The organism is Chloroflexota bacterium, from assembly GCA_040902225.1.
Classification (GTDB): Bacteria; Chloroflexota; Limnocylindria; order QHBO01; family QHBO01; genus CF-167.
Window position 1 is genome coordinate 31,499 of sequence record JBBDXT010000007.1, and the last position, 26,005, is coordinate 57,503.

The following is a 26,005-nucleotide window of genomic DNA, read 5'->3' on the forward strand; positions in this document are numbered from 1 at the left end:
TCGGGCCGCATGCCCACGCCCATGGCCACGATCGAGGTGCCGGCCAGCAGCGCCAACCTGGGAAGTGGCTTCGACTGTTTCGCCGCCGCGCTCAGCCTGAAGCTGCGCGCCGAGCTGTACGCCGGCGACGAGGCCGGCATCCTGCTGAACGCCCATGGCGAGGGCGCCCCCGGCCCGGACGACGATCCGGCGCAGAACCTCCTGATCCGCGCATTCCGTGAGGGCCTGCGCCTGGCACATGGATCAGAGCACGGGGCCGGCGCCTGGCGGATCGAGGCGAGCAGCATGATCCCGGCCGCGCGCGGCCTCGGGAGCAGCGCCGCCGCAATCGTGGCCGGGCTCCTGCTCGGAGCGGCTGCCGGGCGCCACGCCCCCGATGCGGACGAACTGTTCACCCTGGCTGCAACGCTGGAGGGTCACGCGGACAATGTCGCGGCGGCCCTGTATGGCGGCATCACCCTGTCGGTGGCCGGGGAGGTGGGCACGACCCCACTCCTGCGACGCTTCCGCGTCCCGGAGGCATGGATCCCGGTCCTGTTCATCGCGTCGGCCACGAGCCGCACCCAGGGGATGCGCGACGCGCTGCCGGCGACGGTCCCGCATCACGAGGCCGCGGCGGCCGCTGCGCGCGCCGCGCTGCTGGCAACCGCCGTGGTCACCTCGGACGCCGGCCTGCTGCGCACCGCCATGGATGATCGGCTGCACCAACCGTACCGGCTGCCATTGCTGCCGGGGACGGCGGGGCTGATCGGGACTGCCTATGACCACGGCGCGGCAGGGGCGGCGCTCTCCGGCGCGGGGCCCAGCGTGCTTGCCATCTGCGACTCGCCGATCAGCGCCCACGCGGTCGAGAAGGCGTGGAACTCGGCCGAGGTACAGGGCATGGCGACTCGCCTGCGCTTCGACACCGGCGGCGCCCGCCTCAGCACGCCAGAAGCGGTCCGATGAGCCTCGTCACCTTGACCGGGATCGCCAAGAGCCACGGCGCCCAGCACCTCTTCGACAACGTCAACCTCCAGATCGGCACCGGCCGGCGGATCGCGATCGTGGGTCCGAACGGCGCCGGCAAGACGACCCTGCTCGAGATCATCACCGGCGAGCAGGAGGCCGACACCGGGACGGTCACGCGCGGCAAGAACCTGGCGATCGGCTACCTGCGCCAGGAGGTGGCCCAGTCGCAGGGACGCACGGTGGTGGCCGAGGTGCTGGCAGGCGCCGGCGCGGTGAGCGGCATCGAGCGCCGGATGCGGCACATCGAGGCGGAGATGGCCGAGGCGAGCGGCGATCCGGCCGCCGCGGACGAGCTGGCCGAGCTGATGGACGAGTACGGCCGGCTCCAGCATCGCTTCGAGCAGCTGGGCGGCTGGTCGCTGGAGGCAGAGGCGCGCCGCATCCTCGGCGGGCTCGGCTTCGCGCAGGCCGACATGGACCGTGACATCGGCCAGTTCTCCGGTGGCTGGATGATGCGCGTGGCGCTCGGCCGCCTGCTGCTCGCCAACCCCGACCTCCTTCTGGCCGACGAGCCGACCAATCACCTCGACCTGGCATCGGTCGAATGGCTGCAGGGATTCCTGGCCGAATACGCCGGGGCGGTGGTGCTGGTCAGCCACGACCGCGACTTCATCAACGCCGTCGTCAACCGCGTGGCGGAGCTGAACCACGGCCTCTTCACCGAATACGTGGGCGACTTCGCCGATTTCGTCGAGCAGCGCGATGAGCGGATCGCCCAGCTTGAGATGCTGGCCAAGTCCCAGGGGCGCACCATCGCCCGGATCGAGCGCTACATCGAGCGCTTCCGCTACAAGAAGGCGAAGGCCAGGCAGGTCCAGAGCCGGATCAAGCAGGTGGCGCGCATCGAGCGGATCGAGGTGCCCACTAACCGGACCAGGTCGGTCAAGTTCCGCTTCCCGGCGCCGCAGCGCAGCGGCCGGGTGGTCATCACCCTCGATGGGATCGTGAAGCGCTACGGGGCACACACCGTCTACGACGGCCTCGACCTGGTCCTGGAGCGCGGGCAGAGGGTGGCCCTCATCGGTCCAAACGGAGCCGGAAAGAGCACGCTCCTCAAGATCCTGGCGGGCGTCCTGCCATTCGAGGGCGGCGCGCGCGAGCTCGGCATCAACGTTCGGGTCGCCTATTTCGCCCAGCACCAGATCGACGCCCTGAACCCAGCCAACACGGTCTTCGAGGAGTTGGCAGGGGCCGCCGCGCGGATGAGCACCGCCGAGATGCGCCGTCTTCTCGGCGCGTTCCTCTTCACCGGGGCAGCGATCGAGAAGAAGGTGGAGATCCTGTCGGGTGGCGAGCAGACCCGCCTGGCACTGGCCAAGCTGATGGCCGATCCAGCCAACCTGCTCTGTCTCGACGAGCCGACCAACCACCTGGACATCCAGTCTCGTGACGTCCTGGAGGACGCCCTCAACGCCTTCCCCGGCACGATCGTGTTGATCACGCACGACCGATACCTGATTCGCTCGGTGGCGAACGCGATCGTCGAGGTCAACGCCGGCGAGGCAACCCTCTACCCCGGCGACTTCGAGTACTACGCGGCCAAGCGCGGGCTGGACATCGAGACGCGCGGAGCGGTGGAGGGGATCGCCACTCCCCGTGGGATCGAGGCCGTTCCAGCGCGTCCGCGCGAGTCGGCGGTCGATGCCGCCGCGCGCAAGCGAGTCGAGGCGGAGGCGCGCAATCGCCGCTATCGCCGGACCCGTGACCTGCGCGATGCCCTGGAGCGGGTCGAAAAGGAAGTCCGCGAGACCGATGCGGCCCTGGCCGAGATGAGCGAGCGCCTGGCCGATCCCGCCATCTATGCAGATCATCACGCCTTCCGTGAGCTGATCGACGGTCACAATGCGGCCAGAGACTTAGCCGACCAGCTCGGCACGGAATGGGCGCGGTTGAGCGCCGAGCTCGAGGCCGCCGAGGCGGAGGAAAGCCTCGCCCCCAGCGCCCGATGATCTCGCGGCCCTCGTCCGATGTCATCGGCGCGCTCCTGATCGTGGTCGCCGCCTCAGGGTTCGGGGTGCTCGGTCCCATGGCCCAGTACGCGAATCAGGCCGGGGTTTCGAGCCTGACCCTGGTGACGTGGCGTGCAGGGGTGGGCGCCCTCGTCGTGCTGCTCTTCGTCGTCGTGCGAGCCGCGGCCGGGACTCGGCTGTGGCGACCGTGGCGCGAGCTCCCGCGACGCGATCGGCTCGTCCTGGCGCTGTCGGCCCCGACCAATGCGGCCCTCAACCTGGCCATGTTCGTCGCCTTCGTGCGCATCGGGATTGCGCTCGCATTGCTGATCTTCTACATCTACCCCGCCCTGGTGGCCCTGGCCAGCGTGATCTGGTTCGGGGAGCGGCTCGACCGGCTGCGGTGGGCGGCGCTCGGCATCTCGATGGCGGGCGTGGTACTGGTCGTGGCCGGGGCCGGCGACCTTGGATCACTCGACGCGCTGGGGATCGGCCTGGCGGCGATCGGCGCGCTGGCCCAGATGTTCTACGCGCTTGCCGCGCACCACGGCTTTCGCGCGGTCCCCGGGACACAGGCCGCGACATTCACCATGGGAGGCGCCACCCTCCTCTACCTGGTCGCGTTTGCGGTGATCGGCCGGCTACCGGAGATGGGCCAGCCGCTCGCCAGCGTGGCAGCGCTCTGGCCGGTCCTCGTCGCGGGGCTGGTGGGGGCGGGGCTGGCGACGGTCTGCTTCATCGCTGGCATTCGGATGCTGGGCGCGCCGCGCGCGACCATCCTTGCGACCCTCGAGCCGGTGGTCGGGATCGCCCTGGCGGCGTTCCTGTTCGGCGCGCTGCCGACTCCTCCGCAGGTCGCCGGCGGGGCACTGATCATCGCCGCCGGGATCGTGCTGCAACTGCGTCCGAGCGGCGAGATCGCGGAGCACGAGGCGGTCGCCGACCCTCCCGCCTAGCTCGAGCGAACGACTTCCGGCAGCTCGGCCAGCGAAGCGATCACCCTGGCCTCCGGTGGAACGGCCTCGCGCCGGTCGCTCCACTCCGGCCGGCGGATGAGGATCCCGTCCATCCCGGCGGCTTCGGCACCCTCGATATCGGCCCGATACGAGTCCCCGACCATCAGCGCCTCTCGGGGAGTGACGCCGGCGCGCGCGGCGGCGAGGCGGAAGAGGGAAGGATCGGGCTTGGAGAGGCCGACTGCGCCCGACGCGATCACGAAGTCAAGCTCTTTCCCCAGTCCCAGCCCGTCGACGATCGGCAGCAGATTCGAGCCCCAGTCGGAGACGATGCCGAGCCCCATGCCCAGCTCCCGCAGCTCGCGAACGGCCGGCAGCACGTCGGGGTACAGCTCCCAGGACTCGGGAGCGTACTGCGCCGCAAGGATCGTATCGATCAGCTGGTGGTCGGGATCCTCGACCCCCAGCTCGCGCAGCATGAGCGAGTGGTATTGGCGCCAGGCCGCGTCGATCTTCGCGTCGTCGCCCCAGGTGTCGTTCCCCGACCGGTGATAGCTGTCCCAGAACCAGCGGTCCGCGACCTTCCATGCCTGCTGCACCTGCTCGTCGGTGATGTGGCGGCCGTGCTCGGCAAGAAGGCCGCGCAACGCGTCGCCCAGCGTGTTCCGCGGCGCGAGCAGCGTGAAGCCGGCATCGAGGCAGATGAGTCGGTAGCGCATTCGGCCGCCTACGGTAGCCCGCATCTCGACAAGGTGTTCAAGTGATCTGATCAGTTGGGCGCTACCCTCCGCGTGTGTCCGAACAGCTGACCGATGGCTCCGCGCTGGCGCGCGTTCGCTCCTCGCTGCTGTCCTGGTACGCGACCGATCACCGCGACTTTCCGTGGCGTCGCACCGCCGATCCGTATGCCGTCCTGGTCAGCGAGGTGATGCTCCAGCAGACCCGGGCCTCGCGCGTAGCAGAGCGCTTCCCAACCTTCTTGCGCCGATTCCCCACGGCCGCTGCCCTTGCCGCCGCAACCGAGGCGCAGGTCCTCGCCGCATGGTCCGGCCTCGGCTACAACCGGCGTGCGCTGGCCCTGCGCCGAGCGGCGACCGAGGTCGCCGACCACGGCTGGCCGCGGGGCGTGGCCGCGCTCGAGCGGCTGCCGGGGATCGGTCCATACACCGCTCCGGCCGTGGCCAGCCTCGCCTTTGGAGAGCCGGTGGGCGTCGTGGACACCAACGTCCGCCGCTGGCTGGTGCGTCGCTTTGGCGTCCGAGCAGACGGCCCACCACACGTGCTGCAGGCCCTCGCCGATGCCCTCGCTACCGCCGGCAACGCCGCCGACGCGGCGCCCTGGACCCACGCCACCATGGAATTCGGGGCGTCGGTCTGCACTCCGCGCAACCCGCGGTGCGACGCGTGCCCCATCGCCGATGGTTGCCCCTCGCGAGGCATGGCAGCATCGGTCCCGGTCCCGCGCCAGGCGCCCTTCGCAGGTTCGGATCGCGCCCACCGCGGTGCCATTCTCCGTGCCCTGTCCGGAACCCGCGATCATTCCATCACGATTCGAGCGGCGAGCGATCTCGTGCCCCGGGGCGCAGCTGAGCGCGTCCTCGCCGGGCTCGAGCGCGACGGACTCCTGCATCGGTCCGGTCGACGACTGCTGCTGGGCGGTCGGTCGGAGTCGGCCGCTACAATCGGCCCGTGAGCACCGCGACCGCCGGCCTCAAGGTCAAGATCGGCGACCAGATCCCGTCGGTTGGGCTGCGCGCCACGGACGGGTATCTGCTCAACCTGCGGAGCCTCGTCGGCAAGCAGCCGGTGATCCTCCTCTTCTTCGGCGGCCCCACCCTCAAGGGAGCTGCCCGTGAGCGCGGCGACGCTCTGGCCGAAGCGCTCAAGGAGGCGCACCCACGGCTCGCCCGCCAGGGCGTGACGGTCATCGGCGTCACGACCGGCAACGAGCAGCAGCAGGCCGCCTATGTGAAAGAGCTTGACCTGCCGTACCTCCTCTTCTCCGACGAGCGCCTGATCGCGGTGTCGCACCTGGGCATTCGCACGACCGAGGTGCGCGGCACCGTCAACGCCGAGCCGACCGCCTTCGCCGTGGGCGTGGACGGCACCATCCTGGACATCGTCGAGCAGGCCACGCCCAAGGGCCTGGTTGCCCGTCTGCTCGAGGCGATCTTCCCGCCGGGCTAGGCCGATGCTCGCCGTCCGGAGCTACGCCCCCGGCGAGCCGCTGCGCATCGAGGAGATGCCGCTCCCCAAGCCGAAGGGCCCGGAGATCAGGATCAGGGTCGGCGGCTGCGGCGTGTGCCACACCGATCTGCATATCGCCCGCACCAATCGCATCCGCGTCCTGCGGCCGCTCACCCTTGGCCACGAAGTCGCCGGCTGGATCGACGCTGCCGGCCGACGCGCCGCCGCGGAACTGAAACGGGCGCGGCTGGCCGAGGGAGACGGGGTGCTCGTCTTCGGCGGCTGGGGCTGCGGCGCCTGCACCCAGTGCGCCGCCGGCGCCGAGCAGCGTTGCGAGCGCTCCGCGTCGCCCGGGTTTCAGCGGGACGGTGGCTACGCCGAGTACATGCTGGTGCCTCATGCGCGCCACCTGGTTGCCCTTGGTCATCTCCACCCCGATTATGCCGCCCCGCTGGCCGACGCCGGCGTGACACCCTGGCGCGCCGTTCAGCGCGCCACGCCGTGGTTGCAGCCCGGGGCGCGGGTGCTGCTCATCGGCTTCGGAGGGCTCGGCCAGTTCGCGCTCCAGTACCTGCGCCGCCTGCCAGAGCTGACGATTGCGGTTCGTGAGCTGAGCCCCGACAAGCTGACGCTGGCCGGGGAACTGGGCGCGGACCTGGGGCTGCTGATGGGCGACGAGGCGCTAGTGGAGCTGGGCCTCGGCGGACCAGCCGACGTGGTCTTCGACTTCGTCGGCAACGATCCCAGCCTCGACTACGCGGCTCGCAACGTCGCGCCGGGCGGCCTCGTGGCGGTCGTCGGCGAGGGCGGCGGCCGCTACGAGTTCACGTTCGACCGCATGCCGGTCGAGGCAAGCCTGACCACCACCGCCTGGGGCTCGTTGAACGACCTGCACAGCGTGGTCAGACTTGCCAAGCGCGGCCGGCTGAAGTGGCACGTTGAACGGATGCCGCTGGCCGAGGCCGCAATCGCCCACGACCGGCTGGCCGAGGGTCGCGTCAGCGGCCGGATCGTCCTCGTCCCGGGGACCTAGGCGATTCGCGCCCTGGCGGCGACGCGCCCGGCCAGCAGCCCGGACGCCGCAGCTGCCACTGGCCCGTAATTCTCAGCGCCGGGCGCTTACGTCGGAGAAGCGGCGTAGGGGATGGCTGACCCAGAGCTACCTCCCAACCTGTGAGACGTATCTGGTCGACCGCCACATAGGGGGTCGCGCGCGGGCCGTAAGACACCGTCAGTGAGAATTACCTCACGTGCGGCAGCAGCCCGAATTCAGGTCAGTCGGAGAGACGCGCTATGGCGGCGTCGATGCGTGCCAGCGTTCGCTCCCGCCCCAGGAGTTCCATCGAGCCGAAGAGCGGCGGCGACACGAGGCGGCCGGTGATCGCCACCCGCAGCGGCCGGAAGAAGTCGCCGGCTTTCCAGCCATGCGCCTCGGCGGTGGTACGGCAGATCGCCTCCAGCTCGCCGGCGGCGAAATCGGGCTCGGGCACGGCGGCCAGCGCCTCGTGCGCCAAGCGCAGCGCCTCTGCGGTCTCATCGGCGGACCGCCCCTTGGGCAGCAGCAGTTCCGGCTCGTACAGCGCGGCGACCTGCTCATCATTCTCGGTCAGGAAGGCGGCCAGCTCGGTGGCATCGCCCAGCCTGACGAGCCGTTCCTTGAGCAGCGGCGCCAGGCGCATCAGGATCCCGTCGTCGAGCTGCTCCGGCAGGAACGGGCGCAGGCGGTAGGCCAGCTGCCCATCGGCCAGCGATCGGATGTACACCCCGTTCAGATAGTCCAGACGGTCCTTGTCGAAGACCGCGCCCGCCTTGTGGACCTCGCCGATCTCGAACCGCTCCGCCAGCTCGGCGATCGAGAAGATCTCCTCCTCGGTCCCCGGCGACCAGCCCACGAAGGCGAGGAAGTTGACCATCGCCTCGGGCAGGTAGCCCTGCTCCCGGTAGGCGGTGATCGCGGTCTGCGACTTGCGCTTGCTCATCTTCGACCGATCCGGGTTCAGGATCAGCGGGATGTGCCCGAACTTCGGCTCCCCGTAGCCGAGCGCCCGGATCAGGGCGATGTGCTTGGGCGTGTTCGACAGGTGGTCCTCGCCGCGCACCACGTGCGTGATCGCCATTGCCTCGTCGTCGACCACCACCACGAAGTGGTAGAGCGGCATCCCGTCGCCGCGAACGATGACAAAGTCACCCAGCAGCGCGTTGTCGAACTCGACCTCGCCGCGGATCAGGTCGTCGAAGCGGATCTTCTCCGCGGGAACCGAGAACCGGAGTGCCGGACGGCGGCCTTCCGCCTCGAAGGCGGCGCGATCGGCATCGGTCAGGCGCAGGCAGCGACCGTTGTAGCGCGGCGCCTGGTGGTTGCGCTCCTGCTCGTGGCGCACCGCGTCGAGCTCATCGGGCGTGCAGTAGCAGTGGTAGGCCACACCACTGGCCAGGAGCCGATCGGCCTCGCGTGCATACAGCTCCATGCGCTGGCTCTGGCGGTAGGGCGCGTATGGCCCGATGTCGTCGCCCCCCGCCACCTGTGGCCCCTCGTCCCAGCTGATCCCGAGCCAGTGCAGGCTGTCGATGATGTCGCTCTCCCAGGCCTCCGTCCCGCGAGCCACGTCCGTGTCCTCGACTCGCAGCACGTAGGTGCCGCCGACGTGGCGTGCGAAGAGGAAGTTGTAGAGGCTGGTGCGCGCCGTGCCGATGTGCAGCGGGCCGGTGGGGCTGGGCGCCATCCGGACGCGGATGGGGGTCGGATCGGGGGTGCTCATCGGTCGCCCGATGGTAGCAGGGGGGCCTGCGCGGTCGGTGGCGCCCGAGGGTGGGCGTCCGCGTCATGACCCTCTGTGCGGCCGTGCGGCTGTGCAGCTGTGCAGCACAAACGACCATGACCACAGCGCTGCAGCCCGAGCTACTCGCCGAGCAGGTCCTCCACGACCGGTTGGATCGCGTCGACCCACATCGAGTATTGGGCACCCGAGGGATGCAGGCCGTCGCGGGCGACCAACGACCGGTCGCTCGCGGCCGCCTGCGAGATCTCGAAGATCTCCGGCACGAAACGTATCCCGCGTGCGGCGCACGCCTCGCCGAGGAGCACGTTGACCCGCTCGATCCCCGCTCGCTGCTGCTCCGGCGAGCCAAACGCGCCACCCTGCGGGGTCGCGGTGTAATCCGGCGTGGCAATGCACAGCGCCCGGTCTGCGGCCACGGAGGCGAGCATCGCATCGATGATCTCCTCGACGTTGGTGCGGTAGACCTGCTCGGGGACTCCCTGGACGACGTCATTGGCGCCGATCATCAGCGTGACGAATTGGGGCCGCAGCCCTGCCAGAGCCGGCAGCTCATCGTCGATCAGGTCAGCCGAGGTGTGGCCATTCACGCCCAGGTTCGCGACGAGCTGCAGTGCGGGCAGCCGAGCCACCAGCTGGCTGGGCCAGCTCTCGGCGGCGCTGATCGAGGTGCCGATCGTGTACGAATCGCCGAGCGCCACGTACCGCAACGCACCCTCCGGGACCGATGAGGCGGCCGGGCTGCAGGCTCCCAGTCCCATGACGAGGGCGGCGGCCGCCAGGCCGGCCTTCACCGCCCCAGCGTCGGGTTGCCCTTCGCGGTATTCAGTTGCACCGCCTGCTTCACGAGCTCGCGCAGCGCATCGGCCGGGATGTCGTCGACCGACGTGATCTTGATGTGTCGCATGCGCTCCCCGTCTCCGGTGAGCACCTTCTTGGGATCGTCCATCTCGGTGCCGCGCCAGAAGCCGATGTCGACGTGCTTCGGATAGGCCTTCATCCAGATCATCGGTCCGTTCCATTCCCAGACCGGCTGGGCCCACTTGATCCCCACCGCGGAGTGCGGCGCTCCCTCCTTGACGACCTCGCGCAGCCGCTTCATGGCGTCCGTGCGCCAGTCGTCGAACGCGGCGATGTACTCGTCAACGGTCTTCTGCCCGTTCATCGGTCAGTTGGTCCTCATTGCGTATGCGAACAATGTAGCCGGAGGCCCAAGGCGGGTCAGGCGAGCACTGCGCGGACCTCCCCGACGATGTCGCCGCGTGGGTCGACGATCCTTGGCGCCGTGCGCTCGCGCACGCGCGCAAGCCCTTCCGCGTCAAGCACGCCGAGTCGCGCCAGGGCAGCAGAGGCCGCCACGTCACCTGCTCGACGGGCGAGGTCGCCGTCCTCGATCTTCACCGCCAGCCCAACAGGGGCGTTGGCCGTCCCGTTCTTCAGCACCCCGATCGCCCGGATGCCCTCCGCGCCCGCCTTCGACACCAGCCGCCCGGGTCGCGCCCTCATCAGCTCGGTGTCAAACCGGCGCCGGTCGCCGGCGACGAGCTCGGGGTGGGCCGTCATCGCGTCGCGGATCCGCTCCAATGCCATCCGTAGCGCGGCATCTGGTACCGAGGAGGGGTCCGCGAGGCGCGCGAAGGCCAGCGCCAGGCCGCGAAGTGGCAGTCCGAACGACACGACGCCGCAGCCGTCGGTGGCAGTTTCGATCGCGGACCTGGCAATGCCGCTCATGAGCGCAACCGTGTCGAGTGCCAGCTCCTGCACGGGGTGATCGGGCTGCCAGTAGGTCTCGATCGGCCAGCCGGCGGCCTTGGCATGGAGGGCCATCGCAGCATGCTTGCCTGAGCAGTTGTGCCGCAGCGGGGTGAGCGGCTCACCGTCGCGGATCAGGCGCTGTGCCGTCTCGACATCGAATGGCGGGTGGACGCCGCAGGCCAGCACGTCGCGGGTGAGCCCGCCTGCCCGCAGGACGGCCTGGACCGTTCGTACGTGACGATCCTCGCCGGAATGAGAGGCGGCCATGATCGCAAGCGACTCGGTCGGGTTTGGAAAGTCGTACGCGTCGAACCGGCCGGAGGCGACGAAGGGTGCGAGCTGGAATGGCTTCGCCGAGGACCGAATGAAGGCGAACTCGTCGGGGTCACCGAAGGACCAGGTCAACTCCCCAGTTGGCGAGACGACTGCGATCGAGCCGCGGTGGCGCGACTCGACCCGATCGCCGCGAGTGACCTCGACCAGGAGGCGGGCCACCCGGGCGCGGACCTATCGGGTCAGGAGTTGCTGCCGGTGCCGGTGCCCGAGGCGGCCCGGTCGGGCGCGGGCTGACCCTCGCGATCCTTGTTGAAGATGCTCCCCTGGCCCTGCGACGCGGCGGACGACTGGGCGGCAGGCTGTGCGGTGCCCCCGCCCTTGGCGGGTGCGCTGGCGGCCGCCGGTGTGGGGGCGTTGGAGGAGGCGCGGCCCTCGGGGGTCATCATGACGCCGCCCTCGAAGTGGGCACCCTCCTTGACGACCAGGACCTGGGCCTTGACCTTGCCCTTGACCCGGCCGGTCGAGCCGATCTCGAAGCGGCCGCCGCAGTCGACGTCCCCCTCGTAATCGCCGTTAATGATCACGTTCGCGGCGGTGATCGAGCTGCGAACCTTTGCCTGTGGGCTGATGATCAGGGTCCCGGAGCACTCGATCTCACCGCTCGCCTCGCCCTCGATCCGCAGGTCGCGGTCCGAGACGTACTTGCCGTTGAAGCGGGCGTGCGGATCGATGACGCTCTCGTTGCCCGGATCTGGGCGGCGGAACTCCATCGGATTGGGCGACGTCATCTCTGCCTCATCGGGAAAGCTATCGGGATACAGGTTGCCGACGACGTCCTCGCGGAGGCCAGAGTCGGCCTTGGTGTCTCGCTTGGTTCCGAAGACCACAGCTGGCTCCTTCCTCTGCGTCGCGGAGCACAACGTGCTGGCACAGGGCGCGACGAATCGGCGTAAGGACGGATAGCCTAGCAGCCAAACGGAAATCGAGGTAGTGGGCAATCCGGGCGCCGCCTAGAATTCGCCCGATGGATGCCGCCCGATTCCCGAATCTGCACGTCTCGCAGCACCCGCTGGTCGCGCACAAGCTCGCCCTGCTGCGGGACCGAACAACCGAGCCCAAGAAGTTCCGCGAGCTGGTTCGTGAGCTCTCCTGGCTGCTCGGCTACGAGGCGATGGCCGACCTGACCACTCGGCCGATCACCGTCGAGACGCCGCTGGAGCCGATGGCCGGCGTCGAGCTCGAGCCGAAGGTCGGGCTCGTCCCCGTGCTGCGGGCCGGCCTGGGAATGGTGGATGCCATGCTCGAGCTGATGCCGAGCGCCGAGGTGTGGCATATCGGCCTGTACCGCGATGAGCGCAGCCTGAAGCCGGTCGAGTACTACAACAAGCTTCCCGACGCTGCCACTGTGCAGGTCTGCCTCATCCTGGACCCGATGCTGGCGACCGGCGGCTCGTCGTCCGCCACGGTCGACATCCTCAAGGCCTGGGGCGCCGCCCGCGTCAAGCAGGTCTCGCTGATCGCCGCCCCAGAGGGGGTGGCAACGCTCTCGGCCGCGCATCCCGACGTCGCCATCCACGTCGGTGCCGTCGACCGAGCGCTGAATGAGCGAGGGTACATCGTGCCCGGCCTGGGCGACGCCGGGGATCGGCAGTTCGGAACCTTCGCAGGGCCATCATCCGAGCCGGGGCACGATCCTGCGGACGAGACCGCGGAAGTGGTGCGGCGCCTGCAGCGCAACCTCGCCGGCGACGTGTAACGGCGAGCGTCGTCCCGGGCGGTTATTCAGCAACAGACTGGTCGGTCGGGCGAACCCTTGGACCTGTCGCTCCGCCCACGCAGCAGTCACCCAGAGACTGAGGCGTCGGAGGAAGGCGTGCCGGTGGACATACCAGTGCCCCTGTGAATAACGGCCGGCACGCGGCCGGTTCCGGGCAACGAAGTGCCCCGAAGGAACCGCCGCCGGTCCGTTGATGCAATCTCGGGTGCCCTTGGCTGCCCCTTCGGGACAACCAGAGAATAGGCGCCGGCCCACCGGCATGGCAATCCCACTTATCCCCGAATTTCAAGGAACCTTCATAACTTGTCCACAGCCCATCCCCGAGTCGGGCGCTACGCTGGCGGCATTACCAAGCGCCGCGTCCTGTTCGTGTGCACGCACAACTCGGCCCGCTCGCAGATGGCGGAGGGGATGCTGCGGGCCTGGGCCAGCGACCGCTTCGAGGTCTCCAGCGGCGGGATCGAGGCGACCGGCGTTCGCCCCGAGGCGATCGCCGTCATGCACGAGCTCGGGATCGATATCAGCGCTCACGCATCCAAGACGATCGAGCAGTTCATGGGTCAGCCGTGGGACTGGCTGATCCCGGTCTGCGAGGAAGGATGCGAGGCCTGTCCATACGTCCCCGGGGCAAAGGCGGTCCTTCGCTGGTCGTTCGACGACCCGTCGAGCGCCACCGGCAGCGAGGAGCAGCGCCTGGCCGAGTTTCGTCGCGTGCGGGACGAGCTGGCGACCGCCATCCACGCTTTCGTGGCGGCGAACTGAGCCTGGGTCGCCCGGCCTCCGCGAAAGGCGCTGCGCTAGACTCGCTCGCGATGCCCGACTCGCACGTGAAGGTGGCGGTCACCGGCGCCGCCGGACAGATCGGCTACGCCCTCCTCTTCCGGATCGCCTCCGGCCAGATGTTCGGCCCGCGCACCACCGTCGACCTGCACCTGTTGGAGCTCGAGGCTGCCCTGCCAGCGCTCGAGGGGGTGGCGATGGAGGTGGAGGACTGCGCCTTCCCGCTGCTGCGGCGTGTGGTGCGGACATCCAGCGCCGACGAGGCCTTCGCCGGGGTCAACTGGGCCCTGCTGGTGGGGGCGGTCCCGCGCAAAGCGGGGATGGAGCGCAAGGATTTGCTGACCATCAACGGCGGCATCTTCTCAACGCAGGGCCGGGCGATCGCCCGCAACGCCGCGCCGGACGTCCGGACGCTGGTGGTCGGCAACCCGTGCAACACCAACTGCCTGATCGCCGCCGCGAATGCGCCGGAGATCCCAGCCGACCGATGGTTCGCGATGACCATGCTCGACGAGAACCGTGGCCGCTCACAGCTGGCGGCGCGAGCGGGCGTGCCGGTCGAAGCGGTGATGGACCTCGCGATCTGGGGCAACCACTCCTCGACCCAGTTTCCCGATTTCTACCATGCCCGGATCAGTGGTCAGGGGGCAGCCGAGGTCATCGACGATGAGGCCTGGCTGCAGGGCGACTTCATCAGCATCGTCCAGCAGCGCGGTGCGGCGATCATCGCGGCTCGCGGTCAATCGAGCGCCGCCAGCGCGGCCAACGCCGTGATCGACACCGTTCGCAACATCACCCAGCCGAGCGGCGAGATCTTCAGCTCCGCGATCCCGGCACCCGCGGAAGGCGGCTACGGCGTTCCAGAGGGGATCGTCTTCGGCTACCCGCTGCGCGCGGGCGCGCCGGGCAGCGTCAAGGTCGAGCCCGGAATCGTCCACAATGCGTGGGCACAGGCCAGGGTCGACGCGAGTCTGGCCGAGCTGATCGAGGAGCGCGAAGCGGTCATGGAACATATCCGATGACGAATGAGACGCTGACGGCCAACGAGGCCGCCACCATCACCATCGCAGGGGGCAGCACCGAGCTGCCAGTCGTGCACGGCACGGCCGGCGACGACGGGATCGATATCGGTAACCTGCGAGCCCAGGCCGGCGTCGTGACGCTCGACAACGGATACCGCAACACCGGGTCATGCGCCAGCGCCATCACCTACCTCGATGGCGACGCGGGGATCCTCCGCTACCGGGGCTACCCGATCGAGCAGCTCGCCGAGAAGAGCACCTTCCTGGAGGTCGCCTACCTTCTCATCTACGGTGAGCTGCCCACCACGGCGCAGCTCGAGACATTCGTCGACAGCATCACGCGCCACTCCCTGATCCACGAGGAGATGCGTCGCTTCTTCGACAGCTTCCCGAAGAACGCGCACCCGATGGCGGTCCTCTCCGCCGGTGCCTCGGCGCTGTCGACCTTCTACCAGGACAGCCACGACCCATTCAACCCGGATCACGTCGAGATCAGCACGCATCGGCTGCTGGCCAAGATGCCGACCATCGCGGCCTGGGCCTACAAGAAGAGCATCGGGCAGCCGTACGTGTATCCACGCAATGAGCTGGACTACTCGGCGAACTTCCTGAACATGATGTTCAGCGTCCCGGCCGAGCCGTACGTCGTGGATCCGGTGGTGGCGGAGGCGCTCGACCTGCTGCTGGTGCTGCACGCCGACCACGAGCAGAACTGCTCCACGTCCACCGTCCGTATGGTCGGATCCAGCCACGCCAACCTGTTTGCGTCGATCAGCGCCGGCCTGGACGCACTGTGGGGACCGCTCCACGGCGGCGCCAACCAGGCCGCCATCGAGATGCTGGAGCAGATCGCCGCCGACGGAGGCGACGTGAACAAGTACGTGGCCAGGGCCAAGGACAAGAAGGATGGCTTCCGGCTGATGGGCTTCGGCCACCCCGTGTACCACAATTTCGACCCGCGGGCCAAGATCATCAAGGCCGCCGCCGACCGCGTGCTGCATGCGCTGGGCCGCGACGACCCACTCCTCGAGATCGCCCAGCGCCTCGCGGAGGTGGCGCTCCACGACGAGTACTTCATCGAGCGCAAGCTCTACCCGAACGTGGACTTCTATTCGGGGCTGATCTACCGGGCCATTGGCTTCCCGGACTCGATGTTCACCGCCCTGTTCGCGATCGGCCGCATGCCGGGATGGATCGCGCATTGGCGTGAAATGATCGCGGACCCGGCGACCAGGGTCGGTCGCCCACGCCAGGTGTACGTCGGCGCCGCCGCGCGCGACTACGTCTCCCTCGAGCAGCGCTGAGGCCCGGCACATGCGACTGACAGTCCTGGGGCGCAGCCCCGCGCGTCCAAATCCCGGCGAGGCGTGTGCCGGCTACCTGGTCGAGGGTGGCGGCTCGCGCATCCTGATGGACGTTGGGCCGGGTGTGGTGGCGCAGCTGCTGCGCCGCAACACGCCCGACGAGCTCGACGCGGTGGTGATCAGCCACATGCACACGGACCACTGCCTCGACCTGATCACGCTCCGCTACAGCTACCCGTGGATCGACGTCGCCAAGCGGCGGCTGACCGTGATCGTGCCGCCGGGCTCCACCGGCCAGCTGGCGGAGATGGCGCTCGGCGCGGGCTACGCCAACTTCTTCGACAAGAGCTTCATCTTCGTGGAGCACGACGGCAAGCGGCCGATCGAGGTCGGCAACCTGCGCCTTGAGCCGGAGGAGACGCAGCACTACGTGCGTACCTGGGGCTTCCGCATCTCCGCAACCGGGGCCGATGAGGACCCTGATCGGATCCTGACCTACTCAGCCGACTCCGGGCCGTGTGACGCGCTGCCGCGCCTGGCCGACGGCGCCGAGCTGTTCCTGTGCGAGGCGGCCCTGCGATCGCTCAAAGAGGACGACCCCGAGCCGCAGAGCCGCGGGCATCTGCTGCCTTCGGAGGCGGCCGCGACTGCGCAGGACGCGCGGGCGCGGAAGCTGCTGCTGACCCACATCCCGGTCGCTGACGGCGGTGAGTGGGCGCTGACGGAGGCCCGTTCGGCCTACGACGGATCGGTCGAGATCGCAGAGCCGCTGCAAAGCTACGAGGTCTGATCGGCTTCCGACACGACTCGCGCAGCGCCGATGTAGCGATCCGCCGACCAGGTGGCAAGCGCCCACAGCACCGATACCGCCAATGTGATGCCGAAGACGGCGACCGTCACGCGTAGCGCGCCGCCACCCAGCACCGCCTCCATCACGACCGTCACCAGCAGCAGACCGCCGATCACGATCGCCGCCATCACCAGCCCGATCTTGGCCGCGGTCACCACGAACCAGCCCAGCGACCGGCTCTGGGCCCGGCCGGTCAGCCACAGGACGGTTGGGCCGGTCGCCCCGTACAGCGAGACATAGAGCCCCGGCGCGCCGAAGAGGTGCTCGGTCCCCAGGCGCAGCTGCAGCACCAGCGCCGCGAGTAGCCAGGCCGCCAGCAGCGCGCTTCCCGCCCCAACGCCGATCAGCCACACCAGCAGCAGGGTGGCGGTGCCGCCGGAGAGACGCTCGACCAGCTCGCCGTCATTCCCCTCGACCAGCCTGGTCGGCCCGTCCTCGGGGAGCTGCGGGGGGACCTCGTCGGGCACCGTCACGCGGAGGCGACCTGCAACGCCGCCTCCAGGTCGGCGATCAGGTCCTCGACCGCCTCGATCCCCACCGAGAGGCGAACCAGGTCCGCGGGCACCTCCAGCGGCGAGCCGGCAGCCGAGAGATGCGTCATCACCGCCGGCAATTCGATCAGCGACTCGACCGCCCCCAGGGATTCGGCAAGCGTGAAGAGGCGGGTCGCCTCCGCCAGGCGACGGGCCGCGGGCTCTCCGCCGGCCAGCTCGAAGCTGAGCATCGCCCCGGGGAGGCGCATCTGCCGAAGCGTCAGCTCGTGCTGGGGGTGATCGGGCAGGCCGGGGTAGTAGACCCGCGTGACCGCGCCCCGGCCGGCGAGCCAGTCGGCGATGAGAGCCGCGTTGGCCGACGCTCGCTCCATGCGCAGCGCGACGGTGCGCATGCCACGCATCACCAGCCAGCAGTCGAACGGAGATGGGACCGCGCCGGCGGCGTTCTGGTGGAATCGCAGCTTCTCCTCGAGGTCGTCGCGGCGGGTGACGAGCAGCCCGCTGATCACGTCCGAGTGCCCGGAGAGGTACTTGGTGGCCGAGTGCACAACGACGTCGGCGCCCAGCTCCAGCGGCCGCTGCAGGAACGGTGTCGCAAAGGTGTTGTCGACCACGGTCAGCGCGCCGGCCACGGCCGCCAGCCGCGCCACGGCGCTGATGTCGATTACCTTGAGGAGCGGGTTCGTCGGTGTCTCGACCCAGACCATGCGCGGAGCGGGCGTCCCGCCCAGCGCCGCGGCGAGCGCGTCGAGGTCGCGCAGGTCCACCGCATCGGTCTGCACCCCATATCGGCTCCAGACCTTCGAGGCAAGGCGCCAGGTGCCTCCATACGCGTCGTCCGACAGGATCAGCCGGTCGCCCGGGTCGAGCAGGTAGAGCACGTTCTGCGTCGCCGCCAGTCCTGAGGCATAGGCAAGCCCGTGAGTGCCGCCCTCGAGCTCCGCGATCGCGGCCTCCAGCGCCTGGCGAGTCGGATTGCCGCTCCGTCCGTACTCGTAGCCTCGGCGCGGCTTGCCGACGCCGTCCTGCCGGAAGGTGGCGCTCATCTGGATCGACGGCGAGACGCCGCCGCTGATCTCGTCGGGCTCCGCGCCGGCGTGGACGGCCAGCGTCTCGAATCGGTCTGTCATTCAGGTTGTCAGCGGGTGCGTGGGAAGCCCAGGTCGACCTTGCTCGTCGCCGGATCGGGCCAGCGGGAGGTGACTACCTTGGCCCGCGTATAGAACTGCACTCCCTCAGGACCGTACATGTGCAGGTCACCGAAGAGCGACGCCTTCCAGCCGCCGAAGGAGTAGTAGGCGACCGGCACCGGGATCGGCACGTTGATGCCGACCATCCCGACGTTGACGTCGAACTGGAACTGGCGCGCTGCCCCACCGTCGCGGGTGTAGATGGCCGTGCCATTGGCGTACGGGTTGTCGTCGAGTACCTTCATCGCATCGGTGTAGGTGGGGACGCGCACGATCTCGAGCACAGGCCCGAAGATCTCGTTGCGGTAGCAATCCATCTCCGGCGTCACGTTGTCGAGCAGCGACACGCCCAGGAAGAAGCCCTTTCCCTCCTGGTAGAGCGCGTGCTTCCGGCCGTCGACCTGCAGCGTCGCGCCCTGCGCGGGGCCGCTCTCCAGGTACGAGGCCACCTTGTCGCGGTGCTCGCGCGTGATCAGCGGGCCCATCTCGGCGTCGCCGTCAGTGCCGGGGCCGACCTTGATCTTCGGCAGGCGCCGCTCGATGGCGTCTACCAGCGGGTCGGCCACGTCGCCGACTGCCACGACCACGCTGATCGCCATGCAGCGCTCGCCGGCTGAGCCGTAGGCGGCAGAGACGGCGGCATCGGCGGCCATCTCGATATCGGCGTCCGGCAGGACCACCATGTGGTTCTTGGCCCCGCCGAGTGCCTGGACGCGCTTCCCATTCCTGGTGCCCGTCTCATAAATGTGGCGCGCCACCGGCGTCGAGCCCACGAACGAGACAGCGGCGATGTCCGGGTGCTCGAGGATACGGTCGACCGCAACCCGGTCGCCCTGCACCACGTTGAAGACGCCGTCGGGCACCCCGGCCTCCTTCAGCAGCTCCCCCAGGTAGACCGATGCCGACGGATCCTTCTCGGACGGCTTGAGCACGAACGTGTTGCCGCAGGCGATGGCGTTGCCGAACATCCACATCGGCACCATGGCCGGGAAGTTGAAGGGAGTGATGCCGGCAGCCACGCCGAGGGGCTGGCGGATCTGGTAGACGTCGATGCCGGAGCTGACCTGCTCGCTGAAGCCGCCCTTGAGCAGGTGCGGGATGCCGGTCGCGAACTCGAGGTTCTCGAGGCCGCGCGCCACCTCGCCCAGGGCGTCGCTCGGCACCTTGCCGTGCTCGCGGGTCAGGTGCGCGGCAATCTCCCCTCGATGCTCCTCGACCAGGTTGCGGATGCGGAACAGGATCTCAGTTCGGCGGCCGAGGCTGGTCGCGCGCCAGGCCGGGAACGCGGCGTTGGCCGCCGCGACCGCCGCGTCGACCTCCTCGACCGACGCGAAGTCGACCTCGCGCGCCAGCTCGCCGGTGGCGGGGTTGTAGACCGGCCCGCTGCGCCCGCTGCTGCCCGCCACGCGAGCGCCATTGATCCAGTGGCTGATGCGCTCGGCGGTATGAGCGCCCGTGCCGGCGGGGGGCTGGGCGACGGTGGTCATGCGGGAGCGGCTCCGTTGTGCGTGAGGGAAAGAGTACCCCGCGAGGGCCTAGATTGCCTATGCATGCCTTGTGGCCGTAGGTCGCGCGGGCTTGGACCGACTCGGCTTTGGACTCCTCGACGGAGGACCCCCGTCAGGCCGCGGAATCACCGATCCCCGCGGACGCCGGGAGAGGCCAAAGCCAGCGCGTCCTGCCGGATCGGCGTCGGGTTGACGGTGGTCGCGACCCAGCTGGCGATCTCGGTTCGGCGCGCCGCTCCAAGCTTGGCGAGGACGTGCTCCACGTGCGCGCTCACCGTCCTCGGGGAGACCGACAGCTCATTGGCAATCTCGCCATTGGTCAGGCCGCTGGCGATAAGGCGCGCGACCTCGTACTCGCGGACGGTGAGCGGGTGCCAGGCCGGTTCCTCCGCTGAATGGCGTCGGTTCAGGCGCTCCAGCTCCTCGACGCGGGCAAGCACCGGCGGGCTGTCCAGTCGCTCCGCAGTGGCCCGCACATCAGCGATAAGTTTGGAGGCCTCGATCGCGCGGCTCAGGCGGAGCATGCAGCCGGCGAGGTCCAGTCGGGCCCACATGCCCTCCCACACCCTGCCGCGACCATCCCAGCCCCGCACTGACCGCTCCAGTGAGGCCCGCGCGGCGGCGAGGCTACCCGCAGACAGCGCGAGGAGGCCGGAGGCGTGGTCGAGCGCTGCCGATCGGTCGCGCCCTTCCAGGAAGGCCGCCGCAGTGGCGAACCAGCGTTCCGCATCCGCCGGTCGCCCGGCCGCGATCCGCGCCCGAACTCCGGTGACGACGATCGGCGCAAAGCGGGCCCGCTCGCCGCTTTGGGTTGCCAGCTCGAGCGCCTTCCCGGTGCGGGTGATCGCCTGCTCGTGGTCACCGGCGAGGAGGTCACGCTCGGCCAAACCCCACGAAGCGGCGAGCACGAAATCAGGTGCAGATAGGGCGTCGGCGAACGCCTCCGCGGCTCCCAGGTGTTCCACAACCGTTGTCTGATCTCCGCGGGCGAGGGCGGCATAGCCGATTGCCCAGCGCGCCATGACGGCGGCCCGCTCGCAGCCGCGATCTGCGAGCGCGTGCTCCCCTTGGGCTGCTGCCGCGTCCCAGCGCCCGTCGGCCCACGCTACCAGCGCACTTGTGGCCGCCATCACGTGAGCGCAGTGCGACTGGTCGATTGCATCCGCATAGCGCAGCCCCTCATCAATGAAGTGCGCAGCTCGCGGATAGTCCATCACGCGCGCGGCCATCACCGCCCCGTCGCGGTATGCCGTGACCCCGCCGTCCTCGAAGCCGCGCTCGCGAGCCTCCCGGGCAACCGCCGCGATGCGATTCAGTCCCTCCTCCACGCGCCCGTCGAGCACGTCCACCATACCGTCCAGGGACGCGACCCAGAGGAGTGCCTCGTCATCACCCGCCTCCCGGCTGGCCTGGCGTGCAGACTCCATCGCGGCGCGCGCGGTATCGAGGTCCAGCGACTCCAGCGAAACGTAGCTGAGCTCGATCTGCAAACCGGCCAAAGCGCTGCTGGTGCGCGATCCTGGGGACAATGCCGCAATCTCCTCCATGGCCGCCCTGATGGCCGTCAGTCGGTCCGCCACCGGTCGCGCGCGGCGACGTGCCATGCCGATCAGCGTGACGAGCTGGGTCGCCGCAGCGACATCGTCGCCAGCCTCCTGGAACCGTGCGCGAGCTTCCCGGGCCGCCCATTCGCACAGGTCCGTCTCCTCGACGGCAGCTGCCTCGATTGAATAGGCCTCGAAGATCTCGGCCTGCTCTGTGACAGGTAGCTCCGGCGGCAGGTTGTCGACGGCACGGCGGCACAGGTCGAACGCTTCCCTGTGCGACGAGAGGCGCGAGGCGACCCGCGCCCCCTGGAGCGCCGAGCGGAATGCCTGCGTGGTCATCCCGGCGCGCTCATAGTGAAGCGAGGCGTGGATCTCCGAGGCGCCTTCCAGCTCTCCGCCGAACTCGCCCGCGCGCGCGTGCAGCCGGCGGCGCTCGTTCTCCGGCAGGCTGCGGTACAGGACATCGCGCAGGACCTGGTGGCGGAAGTCATACAGGCCGCGGGTCCCGGGCGGCTCCAGGACGTGCTCGTCCAGCAGCTCGCGAAGGGCCGCGTGCAGCGAGTCGGCTGGCACATCCATGATGCCGGCCAGGACCTCCGGCACGAAGCAGCGTCCGATCACCGCCCCCGAACGTGCAACCACTTGCGCCTCCGGGGAGAGGTGGCGGATGCGCTGCAGGATGGCGTCCTCCAGAGTGTCCGGGACGCCTGCATCCCGAATCAGACGGCCGTCGATGCGTTCTCGGTCACCGAGGGCGCCCAGTAGCTCTTCGATATGCAGCGGGACGCCGTCAGTGCGCTCGTACACCGCAGCCACCACGTCGCGCGGGGCCGGCAGCCCGGTGTCGAGGATTAGCGCTGTCATCAGGGCAGTCTGCTCGCGGGTCAATGGAGCCAGGCGCGCCTCCTCGGCCATCCGCTGAGTCAGCAGCCGGGCGCGCCAGGCGCGCAGCAGCGCGTCTGGGACCAGCTCATCGGTCCGGTAGACCCCAACCAGCAACAGAGGACGGTCCCCGCTGGCGCGTGCAAGCTCGGTGAGGATCTCGAGGCTCAGGTCGTCGGCCCATTGCAGATCGTCGAAGGCGAGCATGGTTGGCGCGTCAAGCGCGCCAACCATTAGATCAACGGCTTGTAGCACAAGCAACCGGCGCTGCGGGTGCGGTGCCGCGATGCTCGTGTCGGCCAGCTCCAGCAGCTTGCGCCCGAGCTCCTGCCACGGCTCACATCGGACCATCGATCGAGCCATGTCCAGCAGCGATGCGGCCGGGACGTCGCGGTCCTGGGGCGCGAGGAAGCCGCCTGCTGTCCGAAAGCCCGCGGCCGTCGCCTTGGTGTCGATCGCGCTCAGCAGGCGCGACTTGCCGATGCCGGCCTCACCAGCGAGCAGCAGGAACTGACGTCGTCCCGCTGCAGCTTCCTCCAGTCGGCGTTCAGCCAGATCGAGGAGGTCATCGCGGCCGATCAGGATCGGCGACAAGCGAGCACCGAAACGTGGCATGGCCCGAGTCTACGCACCAGATCAAGCGGGTCATCGGTCGAATGACCTATGTCTGGAGGGCCGGCCCGCTGCCTTGGCGCGCCATCGGTCGAAACGCCTGCCGGCTCATTGGTCATGCGGGCGATGACAGCGCCAAAGATCGTCCGCACCCTCACAGACGAGATCCGTAGCGAAGGTGGTTGATGGCCAAGTTCATGGATGTCCACTCAGGGTTCGTGGGCGTGACCGCCCAGCAGCTGAAGGAAGCGCACGAGCGCGACCTAGCAGCTGAGGCAGACGAGGGCGTGCATTTCGAACGCGCCTGGCTCGACCCGGAGAGGGGGAAGGTCTTCTGCCTGGCGACCGGGCCCACACGCGAGGCGGTCATGCGCGTGCATGAGCGGGCTGGCCACCCGACGCGAGAGGTCTACGAGCTCCAGATAGAGATATGACCAGAAGGTCTGTAGGAGGAACGATGCCGCTCTTCATGGACACCCACAACCTCGATGGCGGCGTCACCACCGACGCCGTCGCCCAGGCCCACATGGCCGATCTCAAGACCCAGGACCGCTACGGCGTGCGCTACCTGCGCTACTGGGTAAACGAGAGCGACGGGAAGATCTACTGCCTGGTCGATGCGCCGGATGCGGATGCCGCCAACCGCGTGCACCGCGAGGCCCATGGCCTGGTGGCCGACGCCATCTATCCCGTGGTCGAGGGGCAGTAGCGGCTGCCTCACCCATCGCGCACACACACAGAGGAGATACCGATGAAGCGTCTCGTACTTGCCGCACTGTTCGCGTCGGCCCTGACCGCCTCGCTGGCCGGCCTGGCCGCCGCCCACGACGACTCGACCTGTACCAACCTGTTCGGTTATCCGCACGGGTATCACATCGTCGCCGACTACGTGACCGGCCTCGGGAGCGAGTTCCTTGGTGGTCCCGGCATCGATTGGCCGCCAACCGAGCTCAACGCCGCCGGCGGGGCTGCACTCCCAGGTGGACCCGGTCCGGCCTTCCACTTCGTGAACGGCGTGGCTCCCGGCGCGTCGTTCTGCACCGACTCGAAATCGCCGGGCGCCCACTTGTAGACAGCAGCGATCCGGGGTGGGCGGTGCGCAGCGCGCCACCCATCCCAGCAGTCCTCAGCCGACTGAGCGACCCCGGCGCACGACGAGGTCGGCGTGCGTGGTCCGCCAGTCGTAGGCGTCTACCTGCTCGTCGCCGGCAAGCAGCCCGACCTCCCGCAGCCAGTCGTCGTTGTAGAGCTTGCCCAGGTAGTTGCGTCCGCTGTCAGGCACCAGGATGACGAACAGCGCAGCGGGGTCCTCTACGGATCGGGCCACCTGTAGGGCCGCCCAAAGCGCCATCCCACCGGACTCCCCGAACAGGATCCCCTCGACCGCCGTCGCCTGTCGGGCGGTGAGCATCGAGTCGCGGTCCGAGACCCTTACGATCAGGTCGCAGATCTCGGTGTCGTACGTCTTGGGCCAGAAGTCCTCGCCGACCCCCTCGGTCAGGTACGGCTGCGCATCACCGCCGGAGAAGACGCTCCCCGCCGGGTCGGCCCCGACCACCACGACCTTCGGGTTCTGTTCGTGGAGGTAGTGCCCGACGCCGCTGACCGTGCCGCCCGTCCCAACTCCCGCCACGAAGTGCGTGACTCGCCGCTCCGTCGCCTCCCAGATCTCGGGGCCGGTTGCGGAGTAATGGGCCCCCGGATTGGCGGGGTTGGTGTACTGGTCCGGCTTCCAGGCGTTGGGGATCTCGCGTGCCATCCGGTCGCTGACGCGGTAGTAGCTGCGCTCATCGTCCGGCGCGACGTCGGTGGGACAGATCACGACCTCCGCCCCGTACGCGCGCAACAGTGCCCGCTTCTCCTGGGACTGCTTGTCGGCCATCACGAAGATGCACCGATAGCCCTTCACGGCGGCGGCCATCGCCAGCCCCACGCCGGTATTGCCGCTGGTCGGCTCAACGATGACGCCGCCGGGCTTCAGCAGGCCTGCCCGCTCGGCTCCCTCGATCATTGGCAGGGCGATGCGATCCTTGACCGATCCGCCGGGGTTCATGTGCTCGAGCTTCGCCACCAGCCTCGGCGCGAGTCCGGCCGCCAGCCGATCCAGAGCAACCAGGGGCGTGCCGCCGATGGCGGCGGTCACATCGGGCAGGATGCCCGGCCGCTCAGCCAGGCTGGACCTCCGGCGACGGCTCGCCCTTCTGCGCCTCGCGCTTCTGGGCCTCGGCCTGGGAAATCCAGGCGCCCGGGGACCCCCAGCCACGCACGTGGCGCAGGTACAGGAAGCCTCCCGCCAGGATCAGGCTTCCGAGCCCCAGCCAGGTGGCGGTTGGGAGGCCGGCGATCAGCCAGTTCTGCACGCGGAAGGTCTCGAGATAGGAGCGCACCGCTCCGTAGAACATGATGTAGATGAGCAGCATGTCGCCGTCGTACAGCCGAGCTGCGAAGCGACGGCTGATCCAGATCATGGCACCCAGCGTCAGGAGGCTGGCGATCGCCTCGTACGCGAAGAGCGGGTGGAAGCGGGTCGTCGCCTCCGGGTAGAGATTGAGGTTTGCCCAATCGGTCACCCGATGGGCGGCCGAGATCGGGATCCCCCACGGCAGGTCGGTGGGTGGGCCGTACAGCTCCTGGTTGACGAAGTTGCCGAGGCGCCCGATCGCCTGTCCGAGTGGCAGCGCCATGACGAAGATATCGAACCAGCGGCCGGTCGGCAGGCCACGCAGACGGGTGTAGGTCCAGACCGCGGCCACGCCCCCGGCAACCGCACCCGGGATCCCCAGGCCGCCGTTCCAGACCGCCGGGATGAGCGAGAGATTCGCGGAATAGAAGTCCCACTGGTGGATGACGTGATAGATGCGGGCGCCGATCACGCCACCGGCGATCGCCCACAGCAGCATCGACCAGCCGATCTCCGGATTCTCGCCACGGCGCCGCGCCTCGGCGGTCCCCAGCCACGCGGCGGCCAGGATGGCGGTGGCCATGATGATCCCGTACCAGTGGACGGAGAGAGGCCCCAGCTGCAGGGCGATCGGGTCAATCACGCGGCGGATGATACCCCGGGGGACTCGACATGACCGCTGGAGCCCGCGTCGGAACGTGTGGTCAACGCCGCGCCCACAGCGTAT

Annotated in this window: 25 protein-coding genes and 1 pseudogene; 14 read left to right on the top strand and 12 right to left on the bottom strand. The window is 69.2% G+C overall.

Going from position 1 to position 26,005, the window contains the following annotated elements:
- The first annotated feature begins 9 nt into the window (after positions 1-9).
- The 3 genes from thrB to WEB29_08735 are packed head-to-tail and all read left to right on the top strand — an operon-like array spanning position 10 to position 3,916.
- The gene (thrB, locus tag WEB29_08725; GenBank protein ID MEX2137012.1) at positions 10-948 is read left to right on the top strand and encodes a homoserine kinase; all 939 of its coding nucleotides are present in this window, start codon (positions 10-12) and stop codon (positions 946-948) included.
- Entirely contained in the window at positions 945-2,960 is a 2,016-nt protein-coding gene (locus WEB29_08730; GenBank protein ID MEX2137013.1) for an ABC-F family ATP-binding cassette domain-containing protein, read from the top strand. Before thrB ends, WEB29_08730 begins: the two co-directional genes overlap by 4 nt.
- Complete coding sequence (locus WEB29_08735) at positions 2,957-3,916, top strand: DMT family transporter (protein MEX2137014.1); 960 nt, start codon at positions 2,957-2,959, stop codon at positions 3,914-3,916. Before WEB29_08730 ends, WEB29_08735 begins: the two co-directional genes overlap by 4 nt.
- On the opposite strand, the gene WEB29_08740 is transcribed toward WEB29_08735, so the two are convergent.
- Positions 3,913-4,635 (bottom strand): HAD-IA family hydrolase, encoded by a 723-nt coding sequence (locus WEB29_08740; GenBank protein ID MEX2137015.1) that lies wholly within the window; start codon positions 4,633-4,635, stop codon positions 3,913-3,915. The genes WEB29_08735 and WEB29_08740 overlap by 4 nt on opposite strands.
- 74 nt (positions 4,636-4,709) lie before the next feature.
- Between WEB29_08740 and WEB29_08745 the strand changes: the two genes are divergently transcribed.
- From WEB29_08745 to WEB29_08755, 3 genes are read left to right on the top strand one after another with little or no spacing between them, the layout of a single operon-like run.
- Positions 4,710-5,609: an A/G-specific adenine glycosylase gene (locus tag WEB29_08745; GenBank protein MEX2137016.1), complete on the top strand. Its 900-nt coding sequence runs from the start codon at positions 4,710-4,712 to the stop codon at positions 5,607-5,609.
- Positions 5,606-6,103 carry a redoxin domain-containing protein gene (locus WEB29_08750; GenBank protein MEX2137017.1) on the top strand — a complete coding sequence of 166 codons (498 nt, stop codon included), beginning with the start codon at positions 5,606-5,608 and terminating at the stop codon, positions 6,101-6,103. Before WEB29_08745 ends, WEB29_08750 begins: the two co-directional genes overlap by 4 nt.
- 4 nt (positions 6,104-6,107) lie before the next feature.
- Entirely contained in the window at positions 6,108-7,136 is a 1,029-nt protein-coding gene (locus WEB29_08755) for an alcohol dehydrogenase catalytic domain-containing protein (GenBank protein ID MEX2137018.1), read from the top strand.
- 241 nt (positions 7,137-7,377) lie between these two features.
- On the opposite strand, the gene gltX is transcribed toward WEB29_08755, so the two are convergent.
- From gltX to WEB29_08780, 5 genes are all read right to left on the bottom strand, one after another.
- Positions 7,378-8,862 (bottom strand): glutamate--tRNA ligase, encoded by a 1,485-nt coding sequence (gene gltX / locus WEB29_08760; protein ID MEX2137019.1) that lies wholly within the window; start codon positions 8,860-8,862, stop codon positions 7,378-7,380.
- Positions 8,863-9,002: 140 nt separating this feature from the next.
- Positions 9,003-9,674 carry an SGNH/GDSL hydrolase family protein gene (locus tag WEB29_08765; protein MEX2137020.1) on the bottom strand — a complete coding sequence of 224 codons (672 nt, stop codon included), beginning with the start codon at positions 9,672-9,674 and terminating at the stop codon, positions 9,003-9,005.
- A complete protein-coding gene (locus tag WEB29_08770; GenBank protein MEX2137021.1) occupies positions 9,671-10,045 on the bottom strand; it encodes a DUF1801 domain-containing protein in 375 nt (124 codons plus the stop codon). The genes WEB29_08765 and WEB29_08770 overlap by 4 nt, the downstream gene beginning before the upstream one ends.
- 56 nt (positions 10,046-10,101) lie before the next feature.
- Complete coding sequence (locus WEB29_08775) at positions 10,102-11,130, bottom strand: asparaginase (protein MEX2137022.1); 1,029 nt, start codon at positions 11,128-11,130, stop codon at positions 10,102-10,104.
- Between the two features lie 20 nt (positions 11,131-11,150).
- Positions 11,151-11,798, bottom strand: coding sequence for a polymer-forming cytoskeletal protein (locus tag WEB29_08780; protein MEX2137023.1), 648 nt, complete (start codon positions 11,796-11,798; stop codon positions 11,151-11,153).
- Between the two features lie 137 nt (positions 11,799-11,935).
- Here WEB29_08780 and upp point away from each other — a divergent pair, with 137 nt between their 5' ends.
- The 5 genes from upp to WEB29_08805 all read left to right on the top strand — a co-directional run bounded on the left by upp (position 11,936) and on the right by WEB29_08805 (position 16,584).
- Complete coding sequence (gene upp / locus WEB29_08785) at positions 11,936-12,667, top strand: uracil phosphoribosyltransferase (GenBank protein ID MEX2137024.1); 732 nt, start codon at positions 11,936-11,938, stop codon at positions 12,665-12,667.
- A gap of 324 nt (positions 12,668-12,991) precedes the next feature.
- Complete coding sequence (locus tag WEB29_08790) at positions 12,992-13,450, top strand: arsenate reductase ArsC (GenBank protein MEX2137025.1); 459 nt, start codon at positions 12,992-12,994, stop codon at positions 13,448-13,450.
- A gap of 50 nt (positions 13,451-13,500) precedes the next feature.
- Positions 13,501-14,490: a malate dehydrogenase gene (locus WEB29_08795; protein MEX2137026.1), complete on the top strand. Its 990-nt coding sequence runs from the start codon at positions 13,501-13,503 to the stop codon at positions 14,488-14,490.
- The gene (locus tag WEB29_08800) at positions 14,487-15,794 is read left to right on the top strand and encodes a citrate synthase (GenBank protein ID MEX2137027.1); all 1,308 of its coding nucleotides are present in this window, start codon (positions 14,487-14,489) and stop codon (positions 15,792-15,794) included. The genes WEB29_08795 and WEB29_08800 overlap by 4 nt, the downstream gene beginning before the upstream one ends.
- 10 nt (positions 15,795-15,804) lie before the next feature.
- A complete protein-coding gene (locus tag WEB29_08805; protein ID MEX2137028.1) occupies positions 15,805-16,584 on the top strand; it encodes an MBL fold metallo-hydrolase in 780 nt (259 codons plus the stop codon).
- Here the strand turns inward: WEB29_08805 and WEB29_08810 are convergent.
- The 4 genes from WEB29_08810 to WEB29_08825 form a co-directional block, all read right to left on the bottom strand.
- The gene (locus tag WEB29_08810) at positions 16,572-17,111 is read right to left on the bottom strand and encodes a hypothetical protein (protein MEX2137029.1); all 540 of its coding nucleotides are present in this window, start codon (positions 17,109-17,111) and stop codon (positions 16,572-16,574) included. The two genes, WEB29_08805 and WEB29_08810, sit on opposite strands and share 13 nt — an antisense overlap.
- A 2-nt stretch (positions 17,112-17,113) precedes the next feature.
- Positions 17,114-18,268, bottom strand: coding sequence for a cystathionine gamma-synthase (locus WEB29_08815; protein ID MEX2137030.1), 1,155 nt, complete (start codon positions 18,266-18,268; stop codon positions 17,114-17,116).
- 8 nt (positions 18,269-18,276) lie between these two features.
- A complete protein-coding gene (locus WEB29_08820; protein ID MEX2137031.1) occupies positions 18,277-19,815 on the bottom strand; it encodes a CoA-acylating methylmalonate-semialdehyde dehydrogenase in 1,539 nt (512 codons plus the stop codon).
- 146 nt (positions 19,816-19,961) lie between these two features.
- Positions 19,962-22,880 carry an AAA family ATPase gene (locus WEB29_08825; GenBank protein MEX2137032.1) on the bottom strand — a complete coding sequence of 973 codons (2,919 nt, stop codon included), beginning with the start codon at positions 22,878-22,880 and terminating at the stop codon, positions 19,962-19,964.
- Positions 22,881-23,062: 182 nt separating this feature from the next.
- Here WEB29_08825 and WEB29_08830 point away from each other — a divergent pair, with 182 nt between their 5' ends.
- From WEB29_08830 to WEB29_08840, 3 genes are read left to right on the top strand one after another with little or no spacing between them, the layout of a single operon-like run.
- The gene (locus WEB29_08830; GenBank protein MEX2137033.1) at positions 23,063-23,311 is read left to right on the top strand and encodes an SCO4226 family nickel-binding protein; all 249 of its coding nucleotides are present in this window, start codon (positions 23,063-23,065) and stop codon (positions 23,309-23,311) included.
- Between the two features lie 23 nt (positions 23,312-23,334).
- Positions 23,335-23,586 carry a DUF4242 domain-containing protein gene (locus WEB29_08835; GenBank protein ID MEX2137034.1) on the top strand — a complete coding sequence of 84 codons (252 nt, stop codon included), beginning with the start codon at positions 23,335-23,337 and terminating at the stop codon, positions 23,584-23,586.
- Between the two features lie 42 nt (positions 23,587-23,628).
- A complete protein-coding gene (locus WEB29_08840) occupies positions 23,629-23,949 on the top strand; it encodes a hypothetical protein (GenBank protein MEX2137035.1) in 321 nt (106 codons plus the stop codon).
- Positions 23,950-24,087: 138 nt separating this feature from the next.
- Here the strand turns inward: WEB29_08840 and WEB29_08845 are convergent.
- Positions 24,088-25,032 (bottom strand): annotated as a pseudogene (locus WEB29_08845) (pyridoxal-phosphate dependent enzyme).
- A 10-nt stretch (positions 25,033-25,042) separates the two neighbouring features.
- Positions 25,043-25,921, bottom strand: coding sequence for a prolipoprotein diacylglyceryl transferase (gene lgt, locus WEB29_08850; protein MEX2137036.1), 879 nt, complete (start codon positions 25,919-25,921; stop codon positions 25,043-25,045).
- Positions 25,922-26,005 lie beyond the last annotated feature (84 nt).